Raw genomic sequence first — 17,410 nt, 5'->3', positions numbered from 1 at the left:
GGCGGGCCCCGAACGGCGAGAGCTCCGTCACGCCCTGAGCTGGTGCCAGGTGTCGCGACCGAAGGACCAGATCAGGGCGAGCAGGCCGACGGCGGGCAGGACGGCAAGGCGGCCGTCGGCGGCGAGGTCGGGGAACAGGCCTGCCATGAGGATTGCCACCACCAGCAGGATGGCTTGGCCGAGGCCGATCACACGGCGAACCTGGCTGAAGGGCAGCGGAGCTCGCAGCGGCGGGAGGAAGACGGCGGCGAGGAGATAGAGGTAACGCAAGGCGCCGATGGCGAGCACCCACCAATCCGCCACGTCGAAGACCAGCAGGCCGACGCACAGCACCATCGTGATGGCCGCGTCGGTCTCGTTGTCGAACCAGGCACCGAAGCGGCTGACCTCGTTCCGCCGGCGGGCGATCCGGCCGTCGACGCCGTCGAGGATGAGGCAGACCGTGGCCACCGCGGCGACCGGGATCGCCGAGCCCCAGGCGAACAGCGCGACGATGCCGAGCCCACCGAGCCCTCTGATCGAGGTCACGGTGTTCGCCAGACCGAACCGGGTCACAGCGGCAACCAGCCGGTGACGTGGTGCCAATGTTTGCCCTCGGCAAGATGATCGGCGATGGCCCGCTCCAGGCGCGTACGGCGGGGCAACTCCGCATCGGGTGGCAGGTCGAAGACGAACGTGATGACCTCCTCGTCGGCCTGGGACACGACTGTCTCGGGGGTGAAGCGGCGTTGGAAGCCGAGGATGTTGGAGTCGGCCGGCAGGTACTCCGCCAACTGCGGGTCGAGCAGCCAGGACGTGCAGACGGCCCGCTTGTACTCCTCGGCCGGGAAGTGCCTGGCGAAGAACGGACGGGCCGCGGCGAGGGATTCGTCGACCGCCTCCGGGGTGAGCGGACCGTCGCCGGGAACATGAATGTCGAGAACCGGCTCGCCGTGCCGGGTGGTCCGGTCGAACTGGAGGCGACCGAGCCGGTAGATACTGCCGCGGAAGTGGCGGTCGAACCAATACGGACGAATGATCTGTCCGTCGCGGACCCGGGAACCGAGCTGCCGCATCGTTGCCTGCGACACCTCGCGCGGGATGCCTCGCGCGGCATGCCAGGCGAGCACCTCCGGCAGGATCGTCAGGTAAGCGCACAGCGGCAGCGTCCCGCTGTCGTCCGGCCAGTCGGCTCGGCCGTCGAGCGTCCCGAGGTCGCGCCGGAGCCTCGCGACCGCCGCCGCGAGCTGCTGCTCGTCCGGCGGCGACGCGAGCACGGCGGCCTGTTCCGCTTCCGGAACGCCGACCCACTCCATCAGTTCACGCATTCACCACGACCTTCAGATAGCCGCCACCCACCGGCACCGCTGGGACCGGTTGGTTGTTCAGCGTCACCGACCGTACGCCGGGCGCGTAGATCCGCACGTCCACGGGGGTCGGCGCCGCGGCAGACCGTCGTACGTCGATCCGGAGGGTGTCACCGGCGTACTCGATCGAGGCGTTGTCCAGCCTCCGCGCCGCCTCGACGTACGTGCGGCCGTCGACGGCGACCTTGGCTCGCTGCAGGAGGTCGATGCTCTGCACCGACGTGGTCCGCTTCACCAGGGCGAAACCTTCGTCGTACAAGAGATCGTCACGACCGGCCGCCAGGTCGATCCGCACGTGCCCGTCCGCGACCCGCTGCACGGACGAGACCTTGGGTGACGTCTCCAGCAGCGTCGTGTACCGCGTCGCCGTGACGCCCTCGCGCCGGGCCAGGACGAACGGGATCGCCGTACCGGTGGAGGCAGTCCCTGGGCCGGTCTCGTGCAGGACGGTCGTCGGCTCCGGCTCCAACGCGGTCAGCTTCAGACCGCTCGACCAGGTCCCGGTCCACCGGCCGTCCGCAGCGGTGCCCTGGGCAACGTTCTTCAGCAGGTGGTAGCCGAAGTTCGTGTTGTTCGGGTCGAGCACGCAGCACGGCGCCTCGGTCATCGGGACCGTTCCGATCGTCAGCGCGCCGGCGCCGTGCCAGGACTGGTCGAACCGGTGCGGTTTGGTGCCTTTGGCATCGAAGACGTCCAGCGCGTAGTCGTCGGTCAGCAGCACCGCGCGCTCCAGCTCGACATCGCTCAAGGCCGGGACACTGGCGTACGCACCCTTGACCTCCGCGTCGGCGACCTGCAGTCGCGGCGTGCTGCCGAAGTACTTGAGGCTGCCACGCAGGTTCCGGTCCTGACTGGTCCCGTCCACGACGACGGTGTTGTGCGAGACCGTCTCGCGGTACCAGTTCTCCGTCAGGTCGGCGTTGGAGGCGCCGTACACCTGGCCGAGGTCGGTCGACTGCAGCTCACTGGCACCGACCACATCGAGATGCAGCTTGTCGGCGTGACCGTGGGTGCCGCCCGCGATGCCGTAGTCGAGCCGCAAGTAGTTCGCCTGGAAGGCGTCTATTCCGTGCTCGAAGCTCAGCACTGCCCGGACGGCTGAGGTTCGCACCTTGACCGTCTGGGTCGGCACCTCGGCCTGCACCCGGAACTTCCCTGCCTTGGTCCCCAGCACGGCGCCGTCCTTGTCCAGGAAGGTCAGCTGCACTGGGCCGGCTCCGCTCAGCGTCAGCGATCCGACGTTGCCACCACGAACAGGAACCTCACGCCGGCCGTCAACCAGCAACTGGTTCGTCCACAGGTCGACCTGGTCGAACCACAGCGTCCCGGTCCCCCGCTCGCTGCCGAGGCTGAGCCGGACGCTGCGAGTCGCCATCGGCACAGTCGCGTCCACGTCGTACGCCGTCCAGTCCGCGTCCCGCCGCAATGCCACACTCTTCGTCGCCAACGCCGTACCGCGCCCATCCAGGAAGGTCACGGTCACCCGACCGGCCGTCGCCGCCGAGGTCTTGGCCATCGCGGACAACCTGATGGTCGGCGTCTTGCGCCCGTCGAGCGGAACGTCCTGCCGCAGTCCATGCCAGCCGGCGAGATCACCCGCGACCTTCGCCGCACGCTTGCCGTCCATCACGACATCCGTCACCCACGACGCACCCTCCAACATCCAGTACGCCGGTACGCCGTTCGCCGCTGTGGACTCGTCCTCCAGCCCTGGGTTCGGGGCGAGGTTCCGCCCGTTGTGCGACTGCAGAACCGCCTCACCGAGACTGGCGAAGTTCGTGCTCCCGACCCGCAACCCCGAACTCGCCGGGATGCTGTCGGCGCCGTACCGCAGTGCCCAACGATCGGTCCGCGGCACCTTCGCGTTCGTGTATGCATAGTCGAGAGCGGCCGCAAACCGCGGATCGCCGTACCGGCCGTAGGCGAACTCGGCGAACTGCGTGAAGCTGACGCCGAACCGCCGCCCCCAGTTACCGCCGTCGCCTGCCGCCGGAACGGTCAGATCGGGATACAGGTAGGGCAGCAAGGCCGTGTACATCTGCTTGAACCGCGGATCGCCGAGGTAGTCGTGCTCCCCGCGAGCTGCGATGGCCAGACTCGTCAGCGCCTGTAACGCATAGACGTGGTAGCTGGCCGAACCCTCCCACCACCAGCCGTCGTCCATCCGGGCCTTGTTCAGCAGGAACTCCAGCCCGTCCTCGGAGTCCCGCAATGCATACTCCCGGTACGCCGCGTCGCCGATCGCCGCCCCGATAGCGTAGATCCCGGCGTCGTTCCAGGCTTGGAAGTTCGAGGTCGACGTCGGCCACGACATCATCAGGTCGGCCATCGGCCGGAGCAGGTTCTGCTCGATCTCCACTCGCTCGGCAGGAGTCAGCGATTCGTGGATCAGGTCGTAGGCGTCGACCAGCGCGATCGACGACACCGCCTCGTCCAGCACCTGGTAGTGCACCCGGCCGTAGAGCGCGTTCAACGGCACCGAGACGAACTGATCGGCGTAGTAGCGCAGGAGGTCCCGCGCCTTCGCGGCGTACCGCGGGTCGGCCGTCAACTGATAGGCGAGCCCGAGGTCCGCAGCACCCTGCGCCGCGTTGTAGTGCCAGGTCTCGATCCAGGCGCTGTCATAGGGCTCGCCGGTGTAGACCTTCCCGTCGATCGGACAGGTGTGCTCGGTCGGCTTGTCGTAGTCGAACCGCAGGCTGGTGTTCGTGCCCGGGCACTTGTAGTTGCCGGTCCAGGCGTTGTGGAACATCGTCTTGTCGAGCGGTCGCGGCAACCAGTTGTCCGCCTCGGTCTTCACCACCTTGGTGAAGGCATCGTTCGCCCAGCCTTGGTCCTTGACCTTCTGCCGCAAGGCGTCGATTTCGCTTGCTGTGTTGAAAACCTGCGGCTTCTCGCCACGTCCGGCCGCAGTCGCGACGGCTGTCTGGAGCCACGCGAGCTGGGTCAGCTCCGGTGCACCAGCCGGTGTCGCGACCAGCTTGACCTCGCGCGTCGTACCGGCGGGCAGTCCTTCCGGTGTAGCGACAAAGACCTTGACCTGGGCAGCCGCGCCAGGAGCCAGCGTGATCGAGTCCGCTTCAAGCCTGGCCGAGTACGGCGCGGCCGCCGACTGGTCGAGGCTCAGGCGGAACGTCTCCGTGGTGTCGCGGCGGTTGGTGATCGTCGTGTAGTGCACGACCTCGGAGCCGGCGGCGACCGACTTGGTGACGGTGTCCGGCGAGATCCAGCTCGACTCCGTACTGACGCTCACGTTGTCGATCCACGCCGTGCCGGTCGCGTTGGTGACGGTCGGGATGACCTGGATCCGCTTGGTTTTGGCAGGCAACCGCATCGTGCCGGAGATCCGGGACCAGCCGCGGCTTCCGGTGATGACGCCGGCGATGATCGACGAGCCCGTGTAAACGGTCTGGCCGTTCTCGACGTACGAGAAGCTGAGGCTGACGCGGAGTCCGCCCGGGACGTCGGTGAAGTCCGACGACACCAGTTGATCGGTCTTCACGTCGGCTGCGACCGTCACCACCGGCCAGACGGCCTGGTCGACCTGCGTGGTCACGAAGCCGCCGACCTTCTTCCCGGCCACGCCTTTCAGCCGCATCGCGCCGTCGCTGAGGTCGTAGACCTGACTCAGGTACGGCGTGCACCAGCCGGCTGCCGGGCAGTTCGGATCGGTCGTCGTGGTGTCGAAGCCGGAGTTGGTCACCAGGTTGACCGGCGCACTCGCCGCAACCCGTACGTCGTCGAAGCGGACCGTGCCGACGGCGCGGTCGAGCGCCACGCTGACGAACGCCGACACCGTCCCCGCGGGCACTGCATAGGTCGCTGTCTGCTCGGTCCAGTCCTGGGTGCCCTGCAACCGGACACCCTGCCAGGCCTTCACTCCGGCCGCGTTGACGAAGGCGATGTAGAGCTTGGCCGCGTTGTCGGGCGTCGCTCCTTGCACCACACCGTCGAGCTTGACCTGCGCGGACAGCGTCACTCGAGCCGTGCGGCGGCCGTCCAGCCCGAACGAAGCTGAGTTCGCGCCCTCCCAGCCGGTCCCGGTGGTGGAGGTGACCTTGAGTGCGCGCTCGCCCTGCTGCGCGATGGAGTCCACGGTCGCCCGCGCCGACGCGGTCCATCCGCTCGGCGTCGCCGCCGCCTCGAACCCCGGGTTCACGATGAAGTTGCCGCTAGCAACAGAGCCGGTCGCCTGCGAGATCGCCGCCAGCCCCTCGATCCGCGCCGGCGGCGCCGCGCTCGCGCTCACTGGTTGAAGCACCGCCGCGATCAACGCAGCCGACAGCAGATAAGCCCTCACAGCTGCACCAACTCTCGAGTCGCCGCGCCGCAGGAGGCACGGATGACCAGCCGCGGACGCAGCTGCACCTGATGGATGGGAGCCGTCTCGCCCTGGGTGAGGCGGCGCAGCAGCAGCTCGGCGGCGAGCGCTCCGACCTCGGCCTTCGGCGGCGAGACGGCGGTCAGCGGCACTTCCCCCAGGTCGGCCACTTCGTCGTCGTAGGCGACGATCGCGAGATCGCCGGGGATATCGAGACCGAGCCGGCGCGCATGCAGGACCAGCGCCGAGGCGTCCCGGTCTCCCAGGCAGAAGACCGCGCTGACCTGGTTGTCGACGCAGGTCCGGGCGTACTCGGCGATCTCCTCGCTGCTCCAGACCTCACGACGCTGGTTGACCTCGGCAACCACCGGCAGTCCGAACTCCGTGATCGCCGCGTCGAAGCCCGCCTGCACGGCATCCGCCGTACCGGTGCGGAGGCGGCCGAGGTGCCCGATCCGCGTGTGGCCCAGCTCAGTCAGGTGCCGCACAGCGGCGTACGCACCGCCTTGGTGATTGGTGCACACGTACGGCGTGGCGTCGTCCAGCGTGGGATTCGGCGGCCGGCGTTCGATCAGGACGTACGGAACCGGCAGATCAGGCAGGTCCTCGAAGAAGAGGTCGGGGTCGTCCATCAGATGCAGGTTCGGCACCAGCAGCAGGCCGTCGACACCGGCCTGGAGCAGCTGCCGGGTCTGCTCGGCCTCCACGTCGAGGTTGTACTCCGAGCTCGACAGGATCACGCGGACCCCGGCCGGGCTGAGGACCCGCTCGATCCCCTCGATCACCTTCGGGTAGAAGTACGACGTCGACGGCACCAGCACTCCGACGAAGCGGCGCTGCAGCCGGATGCCCGACGGCTGCGCCAGGACGTACGTCCCGGAGCCCTGCCGCCGCTGGACGATGTCGTCCTCGATCAGCAGATCGACCGCCCGCCGGACGGTGTTGATCCCGACCCCGGCCGTCCGGGCCAGCTCCGGTTCGGTCGGCAACCGGCCGCCGACCGTCCACACGCCGGCCGCGATCTGCTCGCGCAACTGCTCGGCCAGCGCCCGGAACTTCATTCCGCGCGGCACCTCGGCCAACCCCTGCTCGCTCGTCATGCGGCCATCCTGAAAGGCAATTCCTCCCTCGTCAAGGCGTGTATTAGGAATGAATTGCGAACTCTTGACGAGAAATGCTCAGGGGCCCACGCTGAGCGGCACAGCGCTGCTAGTAATTCATTCTCTCAATGGAAGGTTTCCGATGAGGCGAAGAATCCGCTCACTGGCCCTGCTCACCGCCCTCTCCCTGCTCGCCGCAGGGCTCGCCCAGGCTCCGGCCTCGGGCGGCACCACCGCCCTGCTGATCAACACGTTCGAACGACCGGCGTCGCAATCGGCGTACACGTTGGCCGATTGGAAAACCGACGGCTGGACCGCCGACTGGGACGAAGGAATGAGCACCCGGACCTGGATCGACGGCGTCAATTTCCATCACAACGGCTCCAAATCACTGCGGGTTTTCTATCCGAAAGGCAAGATCGGTCCGGCCGACTCCGGTGCGCAGGCACCGTTCCAGCTGACTCCGGCACGCGAGTACTACGTCTCGCAATGGGTGCGGTTCAGCAGCGACTTCAGCTGGGGCACCACCGAGTACGCCGGCAAGGTCGGCGTCGGACTGGCCGGCGGCAAATCTTGCTCCGGCGGCCAGCCGTGCGACGGCTACAACGGCTTCACGTCGCGGCTGATCTGGCGCAGCGGCGGACAGGCGGCCATCTACTACTACAGCCTGAACCACAACGGCGAGTACGGCGACTACCAGAACCTCACCAACAGCTCCGGAGCCGGCCTGAGATGGCCACGCGGCTCCTGGGTGAACGTCATCCAGCGCTTCCGGGTGAACACCGTGACGAACGGTGTGGCCAATCCGGATGGTCAGATCCAGGTCTGGTTCAACGGCGTCTCGGCCGCGAACATCTCGGGCCTGCGGTTCGTCCGTAACGGCGACCAGGTCGACAAGGCGTACTTCTCGTCGTTCGCCGGCGGGGCGACCGCCTCGTTCGCCCCGGCCAACGACTCCTGGATCTGGTACGACGACCTGAAGGTCTCCACCCGGGCGTCGGACATCTGCGAGCTCAGCTCCTGCTGAACCTCGGCAGGACGATGCCGACGGCAACCAAGAGGACCAGCGCGGCCAGCCGCAGACCCAAGGCATAGCCACTGGTCAACGCCTCGGGACTGCTGCTCGCACCGGAGTGGTGCAGGGCAGCGGTCCCGAAGGCGGCCAGCCCGAGCGAGGCGCCGATCTGCCGGGTGCTGTTCAGCAGCCCGGACGCCGTACCGGCCTCGTGCGGTGCGACGTCCGCAGTTGCGGTCGACACGACGGGACCGAGACACAGACCGAAGCCGATGCTGGCGACTATCGACGGACCGAGCACGTTGACGAGGAAACTGCCGTCGGCCGAGATGAGACTGAACCAGGCGAACCCGATCGCCGTCATCAGTGCACCTCCGGCCATCAATCGCTGAGCTTGGAACCGATCGCCGAGCTTGACTGCGAGGAACGCCCCGACGACAACGCCCAGCGCGAACGGCAGGAACATCACGCCGGACAGTGCAGGTCCGTGACCGAGCACGCGTTGCAGGTAGAGCGACATGAAGTAGAACGACGAGGCCATCGCCGCGCCGACGAGCAAGTTGAAGGCGTTGGCCGCACTCACCGAGCGATACCTGAACAAGCCCAGCCGAAGCAGCGGCTCCCGCTTCGTGGTCCGCTCGACCATCACGAACGCGATCAGCAAAATCACGGCTGCCCCGAGCGTGATTGCCGTCGTGATCGAGGCCCACCCGACGCGTTCGGTACGCACGACGCCGAAGACCAACGTCGTCAGCCCACTGGTAGCCAGCACCGCACCCAGTACGTCGGGGCGGCCGGTGGGCTGACCTGGTACGTCGGCCTGGACTCGGACCGCGAGGAAGTACGCGACCGCGGCCATCGGCACGCTGAGGAACATCACCCACCGCCAGCCGAGGTACTCCGTCAGCAGACCACCGGCCAGCACTCCGAGGGCGCCACCGGCTGCGTTCATCGCACTCCAGATACCGAAGGCACGCACGCGTTCGCGGCCGCCCGGAAAGGTTGCCGTGAGCAACGCAAGCGCCGCCGGAGCCAGCGCGGCCGCGCCGATCCCCTGCGCGGCCCGGGCGGCGATCAGCTGGCCGGGCGTCTGCGCGAAGCCGCCGAGCAGCGACGCCAGACCGAACAGCAGCAGCCCGAACAGGAGAACGCGACGGCGCCCGTACCGGTCGGCCGCCTTGCCCCCGAGCAGGAGCAGGCCGCCGAAGGTGAGCGCGTAGGCATGGATCACCCAGGTCAGGTTGACGGCGCTGAAGCCGAGTCCGTCGGCGATCTGCGGAAGACCGACGTTCACCACGGACAGGTCCAGCGACACCATGAACTGCACGACTGCCACGGCGGCCAACGTCAAGCCGGGCCGCGGTGGCGCGATCGAATCAGTGGACTTTAGGAACATGTTCCGAAAGTAGCACATCCGGATCGTGGATGATGGGCGAGTGCCCCCATCGAAGGCTCCGAACGGCCGCACCGGCCGGCCACCGGTCACCTCGCGCGCCGAGATCCTGGCCGCGGCCCGCCGGCTGATCGACCAGGACAGCTGGGAGCGTCTGACCGTCCGCAAGCTCGCCGCCGAGCTCGGGATCGGGACCACGACGCTCTACCACCACGTCCGCGACAAGGAAGACCTGCTGCTCCTCGTCCTCAACGAGTACGCCGGGCAGCTCCCCCGGCCCGAGCTGCCTGCGGGCCCCCAGGACCGCATCGTTGCCGCGGCGACCTTTCTGCACGACGCGTTCGCCACCTGGCCCTGGGCCGTCGAGGTCCTCACCGCCGACGGGTTCGTCGGCCTGCTCGACGACGCGGCCCTCTGGCCGGTGGAAGCGATCGTCGCGGCCGCCATCGACGCCGGCTGCACCCAGCAGCAAGCCGTCGTCGCGTTCCGCAGCATCTGGTACTACACCGTCGGCGAGATCCTCGTCCGCGCTCGCTCCCCACACCGCCCGGTCACCGGCGCCGAGCTCCACTTCGACTTCCCGGCCAACCTTGACCCGGCCCAGACCCCGCATCTCACCGCCATCGGCGCGGACTGGAAAACGTACGCCGCTGCCGATACCTATCCCCACGGCCTCCGAGCCCTGGTCAACGGGCTGCTCCCGAGCGCGACCTAAACTCCTGCCGGTGAACATTTCTCATGTGGTCTGGGACTGGAACGGCACCTTGCTGCACGACAACGACATCGTGCTGGCCGCGGTCAACGAGGTGTTCACCGAGTTCGGCGGGACCGCGATCACGTGGGCGGAGTGGCAGGCGGCGTACACGCGGCCGATGCGCGTCTCGTACGAGACGATCCTGGCGCGGGTGCTCGACGAGGAGGAGTGGGCGCGGGTCGACAAGCTCTACCACGACCGGTACGACGCCCTGCTCGCCGAATCCGGACTCGCCGACGGAGCGCAGACAGTGCTCAAGGAGGTGGCCGGGTCCGGGCGGACGCAGTCGCTGCTGTCGATGTGGTTCCACGACCGGCTGACGCCGACGATCGACGAGTACGGCCTGACGTCGTACTTCACCCGGATCGACGGGCTGGTCGCCGAGGTCGGCGGCGGTTCGAAGGCGGACAGCCTGGTCCGGCATCTCGAGGCGCAGCACCTCGACCCGGCCGGCGTCGTACTGATCGGTGACGTGGTCGACGACGCCGACGCGGCCCGCGCGGCCGGTGCCGGCAGCATCCTGGTGAGCACCGGCGCGATGAGCCGCGAGGCGCTCGAAGCGACCGGCTGCCTGGTCACCGGCTCCATCCAGGACGCTGTCGCGCTACTGCGGTAGGCGCATGGATCCTCAGGTCGCGGGCACCGGAACCGCAGAGCCTACGAACGGAGGAGACCGTGAAGATCGGGTACTTCCTGTCGAGCGAGGAGTACACGCCGGCCCAGCTGATCGAGCAGGCCAAGATGGCGGAGGACGCCGGGTTCGACGGGCTGTGGATCAGTGACCACTTCCACCCGTGGAACGACGAGCAGGGCCAGAGCGCCTTCGTCTGGTCGACGATCGGGGCGATCTCGCAGGTGTGCGAGTTGCCGGTCACGACCGCGGTGACGTGCCCGACCGTGCGGATCCATCCGGTCGTGATCGCCCAGGCGGCGGCCACCAGCGCCGTTCTGCTGAACGGGCGGTTCCGGCTCGGCATCGGCACCGGCGAGGCCCTGAACGAGCACATCCTCGGGACGGTCTGGCCGACGGTCGACGTCCGGCTGGAGATGCTCGAGGAAGCGGTCGAGGTGATGCGACGGTTGTGGACGGAGGAGGGGTTCGTCTCCCACCACGGGAAGCACTACACCGTGGACACCGCCCGGATCTACACCCGGCCGGACGAGCCGTTGCCGATCTACATGTCCGGCTTCGGCCCCGAGGCCACCGATGTCGCCGCCCGGATCGCGGACGGCTACATCACGACCTCGCCCGACGCCGAACTGCTCGACCGCTTCCGCACCAACGGCGGCGGCAGCAAGCCCGCCCAGGCCGGGTTCAAGGTCAGCTACGCGCCGACCGAGGCCGAGGGCGCCGAACAGGCGCACCGGATCTGGGGCAACGCGGGCCTGCCGGGTGAGCTGGCCCAGGTGCTGCCGTCGCCGCGGCACTTCGAGCAGGCCAGTCAGCTGGTCACCAAGGAGGCGACGGCCAAGTCGGTCGCCTGCGGCCCGAAGGCCGACGACCACCTGGACGCCTTCACGCCGTACGTCGAGGCGGGGTTCGACGAGATCTACGTGGCCAACATGGGCCCGCACTCCGTCGACATGATGAATCTCTACCGCACCGAGGTACTCCCCGAACTGCGTCGCCGTCATCCCTAGGAGGACAACCATGAGTACGACGCCGATCCCACCCGTCCCGCCGCTGCCGGACCCGACCGATCCCGATCGCCCGTTCCCGGGCCAGGGCCGGCCGGACCTCGACCCGGATCCCGATCTCGATCCGTCGCCCGCGCCGGAACCCGATCCGGACGAGGACCCGAACGAGCAGCTCCCGCGCGACTGAGCCACCAAACGCACGACGATGCACTCCGAAACGCAAACCTGATCACAACTCGGACCGAAGCTCCCCGGGAGCGTGCAAACGCTTCCTTAGCTGTGGATACTGACGGCTGACACTCCTGCAGCGTGGGTGTCAGCCGTACCCACGCGTGCCCAGGAGTTTCTGCATGTTCGCGACCGACCCGGTGACGGGGAACAACACCGCCGCCGACTTCGCCCGGCTGGCGCTGGAGCTGCACAACCTCGACGGGGTGGAAGAGACGGTCGAAGCCGTCGTCGAGTTCGCCCTGCAGGCGTTGAGCTGCTCGTACGCCGGCCTGGCGCTCTGGGCGTCGCGATCCGCGCCCGAGATCGCCGCGGTGACCGACCCGGTCGTCGCCGATATCTACGAAGTCCAGCTCGGGAGTGGCGAAGGTCCGCTGATCACGTCGCTGGAGAGCCGGACCACCGTGCTGGTCCCGGACACTCTGTCCGAGGAGCGCTGGCCCGGGTGGGCCGCCAAGGTCGCTGCCCTCGGCGTGCGGAGCGTGCTGGACGTGCCGTTGATCTCCAGCGTCCCGGGTACGGGCCCGGTCGGCGTACTGGGCTTGTACAGCCCGGAGCCGGACGCCTTCGGACCCGACGACGAGGCCGTGGCGCACATCCTGGCCCGGCACGCGATGGTCGCCGTCGGCACCGCTCGGCACCAGGCCAACCTGACCCAGGCGGTGGACGCCCGCAAACTGGTCGGTCAGGCGATGGGCATCCTGATGGAACGCTTCGACATCAGCCCCGACCAGGCGTTCGCCGTCCTGCGCCGCTACTCCCAGGACACCAACACCAAGCTGCGCGATGTCGCCGCCGAGCTGATCGACACGCGGCGACTGCCCCGCTAGCGCCGAAGGGTCTCGCTGGGGGTCTCGCCGTACCGCTCCTTGTACGCCGATGCGAAGCGTCCGAGGTGGTGGAACCCCCAACGCGCCCCGACCGCCGTCACGGTCACCCGGCCCGGATCGGCGGCCAGCAACTCGGCTCTCGCCTCGGCCAGCCGAAGCTGCCGCAGGTAGGCCAGCGGCGTCGTCCCCAGGCTGCGCTGGAAGGCGCTCTGCACCGCGCGGACGGTGACCCCCGCGGCCGCGGCGATATCCCCGATACTGACCTCCCGGTCGACACTCGACTCCAGGAAGGTCAGCGCCCGCCGGACCGTCTGCGGACGGACGACATCCCGCCTGCCGGAGTCCATGGCGGTGTTGGGGAAGGCAGCCAGCACGCTCGACGCCAGCAGGTCTTCGACCGAGCGCAGCAACAACCGGGAGGTCCGGGCGGCCGGGTTCGGCAGAACGTCGTCGCTCAGGTAGCTGATCGTCCGCGTCACCTGTCCGGCCGCAGCTGCTGACCGCGGCCGGTGACCGAGCAACCGGACCGGTTCGCCCGGCCCGGCGACCCGGGTGAGCAGGGCCGGATCGAACATCGTGATGCTGCACCGAGCCCGGACCACCTTGCCGGCGTAAGGCCGGTCGGGCGGCGCGATCGACACCACGTCACCCGGCCCGAACGAGTCGCTCCACCCGTCCGTGCTGTGGTCCTGCAACGACCCGGACTCGACCACGCACAAGCAGATCCGGCCGAGCGGGTCCGCTTCGTACCGCATCTCGAACCCGAGCTCGAGCCGATCGAGACTGATCGAGGCCACCGCCTGCCGGCTGATCCGGGCACTGACGTCCTGGTCGGAGCTCCCGATCCGCATCTTCGTGTACGCCCGGTTCAGGAACGCCTCGGTGACCTCCAGATCACGGCTCTCGAACTTCAGGGATTCCACCAGACTCCCCCCACCGACTACCGCACTGCCGGCCCGATTCTTGAGCCGGAGGACATCGTAATCACCCTCCGCAACCGATCGGGCCATTGGGCCTACCGCTGCGCAAAGTTGTGTCTATAGGGCGAGAATGCGCGGCTTTGCGCTTGCACCGAGCAGGGCAGCAGCGGTTCGATAGCGGATGTGGAGCACACTCGGCAGGACGACGGAGTCTCGTACCGGACGTTGATCTGGCTCGCCGTGGCGGCGTTCTCGACCGGTATCGACGGCTACGTGCTGGCCGGGCTGCTGCCCGCCATCGCCGCCGACCTCGACGTCACCGAGCCGGCCGCCGGCCAGCTGATGACCGTCTTCGCGCTGACCTCCGCGATCGCGGCCCCGATCCTCGGTACGGCGACCAGCCGGTGGGAGCGCCGCCGGACGATCGCGTGGTCACTGGCCGTCTTCGTGATCGGCAACCTGGTCGTCGCCCTCGCGCCGAACTACGGGATCGCCCTCGGCGGCCGGGTGATCGCGGCGCTCGGCGGCTGCCTGCTGAACGCGGTCATGCTCGGCTACGTGATCGCGCAGACACCGATCCGGCACCGCGGCAAGGCGCTCTCGTTCGTCCTCGGCGGCTGGATGACCGCGACCGCGCTCGGCGTACCGGTCGGGCTGGTGATCGGGCAGTCCAACTGGCGCTTCCCGATGATCCTGGTCGCGGTGGTCGGCACGATCGCGCTGATCGGCATCCTGCTGAAGCTCCCGCACCTGCATCTTCCGGCCGGCACGTTGGCCGACCGGCTCCGGCCACTCGGCCAGCCGCGACTTCTGGCCGGCCTGCTCGTCACGGTCGGCATCCTGTGCAGCAGCTACACCTGTTTCACCTACGCGACGCTGATCTTCGGGCCGACCTTCAAGGCCGACTGGGCGATCATCGTGATCATGTTCGGCTACGGCCTGAGCAGCATGCTCGGGAACGCCGTGACCGGCCGGCTCACCGACCGCTTCACCCCGCTCCGAGTGCTGACCGTCGTTCTGGCCGGCCTGCTGCTGAATTCGATCGTGGGCAGCCTCTCGCTCGGCTACGCACCGCTCACGGCGGCCGCTGTGCTGGGGCTGCTGTGGTTCTTCGTGGCGGGTATCGGCAACGGTGGCGCCGCCGTCCCACAGCAGGCCCGGCTCGGCGCGCTCGCCCCGGATTCGGCCGCCATCGTGATGGCGCTCAACGGCAGCGCCATCTCACTCGGCGCGGCCCTGGGCGGCGGGCTCGGCGGAATCACCCTGGCCACCGGCGCACCGCCGCACGCCCTACTCGCCGTCGCCGCGACCATCCTCGCCGTCACGCTCGGCCTGCACCTGCTCGTCGCCCGCCAAACGCCTCAGGCGCGGTGATCAGCGGTCAGTTCGCGAGCAATCGCGAGGGTCTCCTGGTCCAACTCGGCAGGCTGCAGTACGGCGGTCTGGGCGTACGCAGCGCGTAGCCGCAGCTCGACCGCCTCGGCGCGCCCAGGCGCCTCGGCCGCGACCGAACCGACCGACGCCGGATCGAAGGGCAACTCCAACTGCCGGTAGATCTCAGTGAGTAACGGCCGCAACCTTTCGTCGTCGCCGAGCACGATCAACGCACTGAACAACCAGCCGTCGCGGACCACGCGTTGCCCGGTCCCGACGAGCTTGACCACACCGCGCGCGTTGACGCTGTGCGCGCCCGGACAGTACTCCCCCGGTACGGCGCCCACTCGCGCGTCGATCCCGAGATCACGGAGCAGACCGGCGTACAGGTCGCCGTACTGGGCGAAGCGGGTCTCCATGCCGTCCGGGGCCAGCCGCTCGTGCCGCACGTGGTCGACCACCAGCGCCTCGGTCGTGTAGGCGACCGGTCGCCCGCCGACCGCGCGGACCAACGGCTCGAAGCCGGCCTCCCGAGCGGTCGCGACGGCCGCGGTGAAGCCGGGCAGCCGGGTGTCCCGACGCCCGAAGACCACCACCGGAGCAGCTGGCCGATAGATCCGCAGTGCCTCCTCAATCGCTCCCTCCGAGGCCCGTCGTACCAGCGCGTGCGCGACCGCGAGCTCGAGAGCCCCTTCACCCTGCTGCACGGACCCCGAGTACACAAGCACCCCGGAATACTGCCATGGCCGATTTCGCCGGGGTCGGGGGTGCATTGTCTCGGGGTTCCGAAAGCTCTGGAAGAAGTTGACGGTGAGTACATCTTGACGGGGGCCGTCAACGTCTGACTACTCTTAGTGAGTAATCCGACGGGGTCGGGCAGCCGGCGTAACTGGGGCCGCCGAAGTCCGTATGCCACTCGTCGTCGACCGATCCGCCCGTCCCTTGCGACAGCTGATCCAGGCTGCGCGTCAGTGCTTCGTCATGCACTGACTCCCCGCAGCGTGGCGTTCTCACCCGCGCAGACCACGCCCGCCGTGGGGCTGCCGCATGCCCGCAGTCGATCGAACGGTGGTGTGTTTCATGACTCTGACGGAACCCGATGTGAGCGCTAACGGTCAGCCCCAGCTGAGCCTCGGTACGGCGGCCGCCCGCAATCTGGCCACGACCACCAAGTCCGAGCCGCAGATGCAGGGCATCACCTCCCGGTGGCTGCTCAAACTGCTGCCGTGGGTGGAGGCCAAGGGCGGCGCCTACCGGGTGAACCGCCGGCTGAGCTACGCCGTCGGTGACGGCCGGGTCACCTTCACCACCTCCGGTGCCGAGGTCCGCGTGATCCCGCAGGAGCTCTGCGAGCTGGGCATGTTGCGCAGCTTCGACGACGTCGAGGTGCTGTCCGCGCTGGCCGACCGGTTCGTCCAGCGCGATTTCCAGCCCGGTGACGTGATCGTCGAACGCGGTCAGCCGGCCGACCAGATCTGCCTGATCGCGCACGGCAAGGTGGACAAGATCGGCCTCGGCAAGTACGGCGACGAGGCCGTGCTCGAGACGCTGGTCGACGGCGACCACTTCACCTACCGGGCGATCCTGGAGTCCGACGACTTCTGGGAGTACACGGTCAAGGCGATCACGCCCGGCACGCTGCTGACATTGTCCCAGCAGTCGTTCGAGGAGCTGGTCGGCCAGTCCGACAGCCTGCGCGCGCACATCGAACAGTTCCGCAACAGCCCGGAGGCACCGAAGAACGAGTTCGGCGAGGCAGCCATCGAGTTGGCCGCCGGCCACGCGGGTGAAGCCGAACTGCCCGGCACGTACGTCGACTACGAGACCACGCCGCGCGAGTACGAGCTGAGCGTCGCGCAGACCGTGCTCCGGGTGCACACCCGGGTCGCGGATCTCTACAACCACCCGATGGACCAGACCGAGCAGCAGTTGCGGCTCACCATCGAGGCTCTGCGCGAGCGGCAGGAACACGAGATGGTCAACAACCGCGACTTCGGCCTGCTGCACAACGCGGATCTGAGCATGCGGATCCCGACCCGCAGCGGTCCGCCGACGCCCGGCGACATGGACGAGTTGCTCAGCCTGGTGTGGAAGGAGCCGGCCTTCTTCCTCGCGCACCCGCGCTCGATCGCCGCGTTCGGCCGCGAGTGCACCAAGGCCGGGATCTATCCGGACGCCATCGACGTCGGCGGACACCGGCTGCCCGCGTGGCGCGGCGTACCGATCTTCCCGTGCAACAAGCTCGGGATCAGCGACACCCGGACCAGCTCGATCCTGCTGATGCGCACCGGTGAGGACAACCAGGGTGTCGTCGGTCTGCACCAGACCGGCCTGCCGGACGAGTACGAGCCCGGTCTGTCGGTGCGGTTCATGAACATCAGCGAGAAAGCGATCATCAACTACCTGGTCAGCGCTTACTACTCGGCCGCGGTCCTGGTCCCGGATGCGCTAGGTGTCCTCGAGAACGTGGAAATCGGCCGCGAGGGCTGAG

General features: G+C 68.4%; 15 protein-coding genes. 8 read left to right on the top strand and 7 right to left on the bottom strand.

Features of this window, described 5'->3' with window-relative positions:
* Positions 1-27: 27 nt before the first annotated feature.
* From ABZS29_RS16470 to ABZS29_RS16455, 4 genes are read right to left on the bottom strand one after another with little or no spacing between them, the layout of a single operon-like run.
* Complete coding sequence (locus ABZS29_RS16470; protein ID WP_355462630.1) at positions 28-555, bottom strand: CDP-alcohol phosphatidyltransferase family protein; 528 nt, start codon at positions 553-555, stop codon at positions 28-30.
* Positions 552-1,307, bottom strand: a complete 756-nt coding sequence (locus tag ABZS29_RS16465; RefSeq protein ID WP_355462628.1) for an acyltransferase domain-containing protein — start codon at positions 1,305-1,307, stop codon at positions 552-554. Before ABZS29_RS16465 ends, ABZS29_RS16470 begins: the two co-directional genes overlap by 4 nt.
* Positions 1,300-5,646, bottom strand: coding sequence for a heparinase II/III family protein (locus ABZS29_RS16460; RefSeq protein ID WP_355462626.1), 4,347 nt, complete (start codon positions 5,644-5,646; stop codon positions 1,300-1,302). Before ABZS29_RS16460 ends, ABZS29_RS16465 begins: the two co-directional genes overlap by 8 nt.
* Positions 5,643-6,767 carry a substrate-binding domain-containing protein gene (locus ABZS29_RS16455; protein ID WP_355462625.1) on the bottom strand — a complete coding sequence of 375 codons (1,125 nt, stop codon included), beginning with the start codon at positions 6,765-6,767 and terminating at the stop codon, positions 5,643-5,645. The genes ABZS29_RS16460 and ABZS29_RS16455 overlap by 4 nt, the downstream gene beginning before the upstream one ends.
* A gap of 142 nt (positions 6,768-6,909) precedes the next feature.
* On the opposite strand from ABZS29_RS16455, the gene ABZS29_RS16450 reads away from it, so the two are divergent.
* Positions 6,910-7,794 (top strand): polysaccharide lyase, encoded by an 885-nt coding sequence (locus tag ABZS29_RS16450; protein WP_355462623.1) that lies wholly within the window; start codon positions 6,910-6,912, stop codon positions 7,792-7,794.
* Here the strand turns inward: ABZS29_RS16450 and ABZS29_RS16445 are convergent.
* A complete protein-coding gene (locus ABZS29_RS16445) occupies positions 7,781-9,118 on the bottom strand; it encodes an MFS transporter (protein WP_355462622.1) in 1,338 nt (445 codons plus the stop codon). The two genes, ABZS29_RS16450 and ABZS29_RS16445, sit on opposite strands and share 14 nt — an antisense overlap.
* A gap of 100 nt (positions 9,119-9,218) precedes the next feature.
* Between ABZS29_RS16445 and ABZS29_RS16440 the strand changes: the two genes are divergently transcribed.
* The 5 genes from ABZS29_RS16440 (at position 9,219) to ABZS29_RS16420 (ending at position 12,625) form a co-directional block, all read left to right on the top strand.
* The gene (locus ABZS29_RS16440; protein WP_355462620.1) at positions 9,219-9,890 is read left to right on the top strand and encodes a TetR/AcrR family transcriptional regulator; all 672 of its coding nucleotides are present in this window, start codon (positions 9,219-9,221) and stop codon (positions 9,888-9,890) included.
* Positions 9,891-9,900: 10 nt separating this feature from the next.
* Positions 9,901-10,545 (top strand): HAD hydrolase-like protein, encoded by a 645-nt coding sequence (locus ABZS29_RS16435; RefSeq protein ID WP_355462618.1) that lies wholly within the window; start codon positions 9,901-9,903, stop codon positions 10,543-10,545.
* 59 nt (positions 10,546-10,604) lie between these two features.
* Positions 10,605-11,570: a TIGR03557 family F420-dependent LLM class oxidoreductase gene (locus ABZS29_RS16430; RefSeq protein WP_355462616.1), complete on the top strand. Its 966-nt coding sequence runs from the start codon at positions 10,605-10,607 to the stop codon at positions 11,568-11,570.
* A 10-nt stretch (positions 11,571-11,580) separates the two neighbouring features.
* On the top strand, positions 11,581-11,754 hold the full coding sequence (locus tag ABZS29_RS16425) for a hypothetical protein (RefSeq protein WP_355462615.1): 174 nt from the start codon (positions 11,581-11,583) through the stop codon (positions 11,752-11,754).
* 163 nt (positions 11,755-11,917) lie between these two features.
* A complete protein-coding gene (locus ABZS29_RS16420) occupies positions 11,918-12,625 on the top strand; it encodes a GAF and ANTAR domain-containing protein (protein WP_355462613.1) in 708 nt (235 codons plus the stop codon).
* Here the strand turns inward: ABZS29_RS16420 and ABZS29_RS16415 are convergent.
* A complete protein-coding gene (locus tag ABZS29_RS16415) occupies positions 12,622-13,548 on the bottom strand; it encodes a helix-turn-helix transcriptional regulator (protein WP_355462611.1) in 927 nt (308 codons plus the stop codon). The two genes, ABZS29_RS16420 and ABZS29_RS16415, sit on opposite strands and share 4 nt — an antisense overlap.
* Before the next feature lie 180 nt (positions 13,549-13,728).
* Here ABZS29_RS16415 and ABZS29_RS16410 point away from each other — a divergent pair, with 180 nt between their 5' ends.
* Complete coding sequence (locus tag ABZS29_RS16410; protein ID WP_355462609.1) at positions 13,729-14,919, top strand: MFS transporter; 1,191 nt, start codon at positions 13,729-13,731, stop codon at positions 14,917-14,919.
* Here ABZS29_RS16410 and ABZS29_RS16405 read toward each other — a convergent pair.
* A complete protein-coding gene (locus ABZS29_RS16405; protein WP_355462608.1) occupies positions 14,907-15,647 on the bottom strand; it encodes a lipoate--protein ligase in 741 nt (246 codons plus the stop codon). The two genes, ABZS29_RS16410 and ABZS29_RS16405, sit on opposite strands and share 13 nt — an antisense overlap.
* A 352-nt stretch (positions 15,648-15,999) precedes the next feature.
* Between ABZS29_RS16405 and ABZS29_RS16400 the strand changes: the two genes are divergently transcribed.
* Positions 16,000-17,409 carry a family 2B encapsulin nanocompartment shell protein gene (locus ABZS29_RS16400; RefSeq protein WP_355462606.1) on the top strand — a complete coding sequence of 470 codons (1,410 nt, stop codon included), beginning with the start codon at positions 16,000-16,002 and terminating at the stop codon, positions 17,407-17,409.
* Position 17,410: the final 1 nt, after the last annotated feature.

Origin of the sequence: Kribbella sp. NPDC005582 (genome assembly GCF_040605415.1) — a bacterium.
Lineage (GTDB): Bacteria > Actinomycetota > Actinomycetes > Propionibacteriales > Kribbellaceae > Kribbella.
The sequence above is the reverse complement of the archived record's forward strand: the minus strand, read 5'-3'. Positions and strand labels throughout refer to the sequence as shown.